Origin of the sequence: Enterococcus sp. UD-01 (assembly GCF_044909655.1) — a bacterium.
GTDB lineage: Bacteria > Bacillota > Bacilli > Lactobacillales > Enterococcaceae > Enterococcus_L.
In genome coordinates, this window is record NZ_JBIYEU010000001.1 from 478,062 (window position 1) to 484,061 (window position 6,000).

Genomic DNA, 6,000 nt, shown 5'->3' on the forward strand with positions numbered 1-6,000 from the left:
AATGGACACTTTGGGGAATACGTGTAAATAGTCTGTTGCCTATTGTAATTGGTTTAGCTGATAGATACAATCAGTCTTTTTCTAAAATGACTGATTGTACAAAAAAACATCAGGAAATGCTTAGAGCCTAAGCATTTCCTGATGTTTTTTTATTTGATAGCGGCAGCTTCTTTTATAGCGGCCAGGTTATTATACCATGTTTGAGGTAAGCCTACATTTTTATGACGGCAAGAATGGTAGAAAAGAATTTCTCCATTTTCGACCTTCCCAGAGCTGATGAAATAGTTATTTTCTGTCAACTTCTTTGCGTAAAGTGCTTGAGTGGCGTAGAGATCACCGAAGAGAAATACCTCTTGATACATATTTTTTTGCGCTTTTATGTGGAAAGTATTCTCTTCAACAAGCAATAAATCACAGGAAGCATCCTTTTGAAAAATCTCTATTGCCGTCGTTAAGGTTGCGATTTTGGAAAAATTATATTTTTTTGGTATACCTATAGCCATTAGATAGCTAATCATCATTAAGCCGCCACTAAGTGCCAGCAGCAAATATGCCTCTGCCTGAAACCAATGATATGTCAGAAACAATAGCAGTACGCTTAACAGCAAACAGCCGATCTTGAATAGTTTCACTTTTTGAAAAAAGCGGCTCATTTCCAGTTGAGTGAGAAATTCGCGACCAAACCAATACTTTTCATCCGCTGTATAGCTGACCACGATTAGCTTATTCGCATGCGGCCTTTTGAACAGCCCCTTTTCATAATGAATGTTTTGGTCATTACCAATATAGTGCTCCAGCCAATTTAAAAAGGCTTTTTTCTTTTTGGTAGAAAAGATCGTTTGAAAATGCACGCTTAAAAATTCAAAAAGTTCTTTATTCATGTCTAGTACTCCATTTTACGATAATATCTGCGTGTTTGAGCAGACTTGCCTGTACGCTCCACATAGATTCTTAGCAACAAATCAAAATAATGATTCAGCACATAAGGCTCTACAAATTCCTTAACTTCACTGGACAAGTCTTCTAAAGCAAAGTCCTGCATATCTACAATAGTATAAGCGGAAGTATGATTTTTTACAAATTCTGCTACCCGTAAATCCTGTTGACGATTGCTGTCCGTATTCAAAACAACATTCACTTGAAAATCATCCGCAACCAATTCAAAAGGTCCATGGAAAAATTCAGAAGCATGAATGCCTTGAGCTTGAATCCACTGGATTTCTTCTAAAATGTAATTACAGTAGCAGCAAACCTCTCCCCAAGCATGACCAGAAGCAACCCACATTTGCAAGCGCTCCAGTTCCATAGCATATACTACGGCTTTAGCCTGTTCTTGCAAATCCGTTAGCGTTTGCCCAATTTTTGTGCCTAATCCTAATAATTCTGCTTTCATTTTAGCTGTACTTATTCCAGCATAGTTTAAAATAAACCAGCCAAATAAAATTAAATGCACATCCGTATCTACCGAGCTAATGCGATAATCCAGCAGATTTAAGTGATCAATTTCAGTGTCATCATCTCCCACAAAGCCTAAAACTGTCACCTTTTCACAGTTTTTACGAACGGCGGTCAAAGCAGACAGCAGTTCTTTCGTGGTTCCTGTTTTGGTTCCTGCAATGATTAAAGTATCTTCATTCAATTCACCTAAATATTGTGAAACAAGCTCTTCCGGACTAGTAATTAGAAACGGCACATTGAGCTTTTTAAATAATAAAGGACGTAAATCCACATATTTTGTATACGCACCACCGGAGCCTAACAAAAAGATTTTTTTGTAAGCTTTTTGTTGTAATTGTTTTGCAATTTCAGCTACTTGATCCAGTTGACCGGCAACTTTTTCGTAATTTTCTATAAAATTATCTTTATTAAAATACATGATACCCTCCATCAACTTAGACTTTTAAGAAACCAAAAACCGCTCCTAAAATACTAATCACTAAAATAGCCAATAAAATATAGATCACTTTAACATCTTTTTTCAATAAACGACAAATCAAAAATGTCACTAAAAGCGGAAGCAGTGCTGGCATAATTGAGTCCAGCAAGCTTTGAATCGTAGTTGCGTCCTTACCGCTGGTTAGCTTCACTGGAATATTAATAATAACCATGGAAGCGACCATTCCGCCGATTACTGTATTTCCCAGAATATTGATGGCATAAGTGATGTTGTCCATCAAACCGTCAGACATTTTTTCAATGAAAGAAACGCCGGCTTTGTAGCCCCACATGGTACCAAAATATCGAACTAAAATATTCGGTACATTAAAGATGATTAAAAAGAGCAGTGGACCTAAAATGCTACCTTGTTTCGCTAAAGAAACGCCAATCCCGCTGGCAATAATCCGCAAGCTGCCCCAAAAGATGGAATCACCAATTCCGGAAATAGGACCCATCAATCCTGCTTTCATCGCATTAATAGATGTTTCGTCGAATTCAGGATTATTAGCTTTCTTTTCTTCCATTGATGTTGCAACACCAGCGATAAACGGAGATGTTGCGGACGTACAATTAAAAAATTCCAAGTGTCGCCGCATCGCTTCTTTTTGGTCTTCAATATCTGGATAAAGCTTTTCAATAACTCCGCCCATGCTATAAGCAAAGGCTAGACTCATCATCCGCTCGTAGTTAAAGGAAGCTTCCATCGGCATTGAGCGCCAGAAGACACCCATTAAATCCTTTTTTGTAATTTGCTTAGAAGTCATCATACTGCTCCTCTCCAGACACATTTATTTGGCCTTTGTTTTTTTGAATTTCAGACATAATAATGTACATGATGCCGGCGAAAATCGCGCCAATCATCGCTGTTGCTATCATATCCAATTTTAAATAAGCGACACAAACAAAACCTAGGAAAAAGAAAGGCGCTACCTTTTTGGAGAATGTCATGTTGATTAGCATCGCAAAACCAACTGCTGGCAAAATACTTGTTGCAATATTCATCCCGTCAATAAAAGCTTGTGGAATCAAATCAAGAATCTTGTCAACCATATTTGAACCAATTGCAAAGGCTACTGTTGTCACAATTGTCATCAATAGAATCCTTGTAAAGGAAGCAATTAAATGCATATTTCCCGCTTGCTTAATTTTACCTTCTTCAATAAGTTTTTCAGCTCTATGTGTCATGGCTGGGAAAACAATAACATATAAAATGTTTTTCACTGCAAGACCTAAAGCCGCAATCGGTAAAACAAGCGTTAAAGCTACGTCAATCCCATAGCCGTTTTTCAAAACCAAAGCGGTTGCTAAAATCCCTCCGATAATTTCATCCGGCGGTACCGTAGCACCAACACCCATTAACCCCAAAAATGCCAGCTCCAATGTAGCTCCCATGATTAAACCTTGAGTTAAATCACCAAATAAAAGTCCGACAAACATCCCTGTTACAATCGGTCTGCCAATAAAAGAAGACCCTAGAAAGTCCTGCATATTCGCAATAAATGCAATGACAAAAATCCCTATCACTTGCCAAATCATCTTAATCCTCCTACTCTACCAATGACAAAAAGTCAACATTTGCATCATTTGGTGCTTGTTTTACTAAAATTTCTACACCATTTTGTGCTAATTCTTTCAATTGACTACTTTCTTCGTCCGTTACATAGACTGCTTTTGCCAAATTGGTGGTGTTTTCTCTTTTGGCAGATAAACCAAGGTTAATTTTGTTAATCGCGGGACATTTTTTCGCTAAGCGATAAGCATCATTGACATTTTCAACAATAATGAATACTTTATATTTGTCCGTAACACCGCTTTCAATTGCAGCAACTGAATCTTCAATGCTTTTGAAAATCAATTTCACACCATTTGGTTTGGCCAGATTTAACGTTTGTTTTCTGAATGAATCATTTACTACTTGATCGTTTGCGATTAATATCGCATCTGCTGATAAGTTATTCGTCCAGGCAAAAGCCACTTGTCCGTGCAATAAACGATAATCAATTCTAGTCATTTTAATCATAGATCTTTGCTCCTTTGATCATTATTTAAAAATCATCACTTAATTCTGTTTCAGTCAGTTCAATTAGTTCTGTTCCGCTTACAGCTACTGGAATAATTTGTCTGATTTTTTCCTTAATTTCTACAGGATCATTGCTGAAGTTAGTACCAATCAGCTCTAAAACCAGTGGCAAGCTCATACCTGCGATTAAAAAATAATTGCTCTTTCCATTAATAAACTCGGTGATTATACGATTAACGCTCCCTCCTTTGATGTCTGACAAAAAGATTATTGGTTCTTCACCAACGTTTTTCACAGTTGCTCTCAATTGATCAGGCAATGCGACCGAATCATCCAGATAAGCGGCAATCGCTTCCAGATTTTCCTGCTTTCCCATGATAAACTCCGCCGTTTCTTTCATCCCTTTTGCCAGAGTGGAATGACTAGCTAAAATCAGCTTCATTGCTGTAACCCCCTTTAAAATTGGTTCCAAGATATGACTATCTCTGAGTAGATAATAAGCCAGAAAGCGGTTGAAAACAATAAAAAAAAGACCAATTTTTCAAAATGGTCTTAAAAGAGAACCAATTAAAGAACCAATTCTCGCTCAATCTCTGTAGTAAAATTAATTTGGTTCGGATCAAAAAAGGCTTCTGTATATTCTACAAGCTCATCATGCGCCGTATAGCCATAATATTCAAACCTTAGAATATATTCTCCCGCTCGGGCATTGATTTTGGAAAATAGCTCTTCATCTTCCACCCGAAAAGCAGCCAACTTCTTTTTAAACTTCACAGGACGTTTATTTTTGTACTCCATATAATCATACAAAGAAAATTGACTGAAGTTATAGCGGTGCGCATCTTTAAACAAACGAAAAGGAAAATAAGCATATTGAATGGAAACAGGCTTACCGTCTGCTTCACGAATGCGTATCAGCTCAAAAAATTCATAATATTCCGGAAAAATCTCCATGAGCTTTGCCGTATGATAAATCAACTGAAACGACTCTACAAAGCTGGAAGAGGTCATGCCCTTTGTACGAATCCCTTGTGTTAATGAAATTGGTGATTTATCCCCGATATTAAAGCGGCTAGAGTGCCCATATTCAGTTAAGAAGGTTCCGGCCCCCCGTCGTTTCTCCAGTACGCCATCTTCTACTAAAGCATTCATGGCTTTTTTAATCGTCATACGGTTATAGCCCAGTTTTTCCGCTAGTTCACGTTCCGTCATAAATTTTTGGTTTGGTTTAAAAATACCTTCTTCAATAAACGCTAAAATCTTTTCCTTTGCTTCTTGATATAAAAAATTTCCCATTTTATTTACTCCTCAAAAATATAAAACTCTGGATCTGAAATTTCTTCTTCATAACGAATAATTTGCTCCTGCTTATCTAAAATAAACTGCTTTTCAATAATTACTTGTGTGTCTCCGATTAGTTGCAGCATTTCCGCTTCTTCTGAGGTAGGCCAGGATAAGGATATTTCTTTTTTTATTTTAACTGCATGAAACTGTACATCTACATGTCCTTCGATATCTTCCAATCTGTCGTGGCATGCTTGAAGACATTTTTTAGGAAAGATTGAACGAATCAAAGCTTTCGGTCTTTTATCCAGCGATAAAAGGAAGGTTCGCTCAATAATGATGCCTACATTTTGACCCCCTAATAATACATCATAAAAATTTTTAGGCGCTTCTTCAGTTTCAGCAATTAGCTCGATCGTGTGCTCTTCAATTAAACTTCTTTCAATCGGCGTATGGTACTCTCTGATATTTTTTAATTTCTTCATGCTCTCACCTACTGTATTCTTCGACTGCTTCTTCTTCATTTTACCTCATTCATTTCTTATGTCTAGCAAATTTTACTTTCACTAGTTTCTCTCCATCGAAAAACAAGTAAACCAATAGAGGTTGAACGAAAAGTCGTTTATTCGTAAATAGTGGGCGGAACAAAACTGTTTTTTAGTTTTATACGAAAACTAACCCAAAAAAAGCAAAAAAAGACTAGCACCTCTTAAGAACGACGTTAGTCAAATTTGGTCTAGAACATTTTAACAGTAACT

General features: G+C 37.0%; 8 protein-coding genes. All 8 read right to left on the reverse strand.

All coding sequences use genetic code 11. The features are described from left to right. Nucleotides 1-149: 149 nt before the first annotated feature. The 8 genes from ABH902_RS02355 to ABH902_RS02390 all read right to left on the reverse strand — a co-directional run bounded on the left by ABH902_RS02355 (nt 150) and on the right by ABH902_RS02390 (nt 5,727). Nucleotides 150-881 (reverse strand): hypothetical protein, encoded by a 732-nt coding sequence (locus tag ABH902_RS02355; RefSeq protein WP_404588915.1) that lies wholly within the window; start codon nt 879-881, stop codon nt 150-152. Between the two features lie 2 nt (nt 882-883). After that, the gene (locus ABH902_RS02360) at nt 884-1,876 is read right to left on the reverse strand and encodes an SIS domain-containing protein (protein ID WP_404588916.1); all 993 of its coding nucleotides are present in this window, start codon (nt 1,874-1,876) and stop codon (nt 884-886) included. Nucleotides 1,877-1,892: 16 nt separating this feature from the next. Then, the gene (locus ABH902_RS02365) at nt 1,893-2,702 is read right to left on the reverse strand and encodes a PTS system mannose/fructose/sorbose family transporter subunit IID (RefSeq protein WP_404588935.1); all 810 of its coding nucleotides are present in this window, start codon (nt 2,700-2,702) and stop codon (nt 1,893-1,895) included. Continuing rightward, the gene (locus ABH902_RS02370) at nt 2,692-3,474 is read right to left on the reverse strand and encodes a PTS mannose/fructose/sorbose/N-acetylgalactosamine transporter subunit IIC (RefSeq protein ID WP_404588917.1); all 783 of its coding nucleotides are present in this window, start codon (nt 3,472-3,474) and stop codon (nt 2,692-2,694) included. The genes ABH902_RS02365 and ABH902_RS02370 overlap by 11 nt, the downstream gene beginning before the upstream one ends. Before the next feature lie 10 nt (nt 3,475-3,484). Continuing rightward, nucleotides 3,485-3,958, reverse strand: coding sequence for a PTS sugar transporter subunit IIB (locus ABH902_RS02375; RefSeq protein WP_404588918.1), 474 nt, complete (start codon nt 3,956-3,958; stop codon nt 3,485-3,487). A 25-nt stretch (nt 3,959-3,983) separates the two neighbouring features. Continuing rightward, nucleotides 3,984-4,400, reverse strand: coding sequence for a PTS sugar transporter subunit IIA (locus tag ABH902_RS02380; protein WP_404588919.1), 417 nt, complete (start codon nt 4,398-4,400; stop codon nt 3,984-3,986). A gap of 125 nt (nt 4,401-4,525) precedes the next feature. Continuing rightward, nucleotides 4,526-5,254, reverse strand: a complete 729-nt coding sequence (locus ABH902_RS02385) for a GntR family transcriptional regulator (RefSeq protein ID WP_404588920.1) — start codon at nt 5,252-5,254, stop codon at nt 4,526-4,528. A gap of 5 nt (nt 5,255-5,259) precedes the next feature. Then, nucleotides 5,260-5,727, reverse strand: a complete 468-nt coding sequence (locus ABH902_RS02390; protein ID WP_404588921.1) for a hypothetical protein — start codon at nt 5,725-5,727, stop codon at nt 5,260-5,262. Between the last annotated feature and the right edge of the window lie 273 nt (nt 5,728-6,000).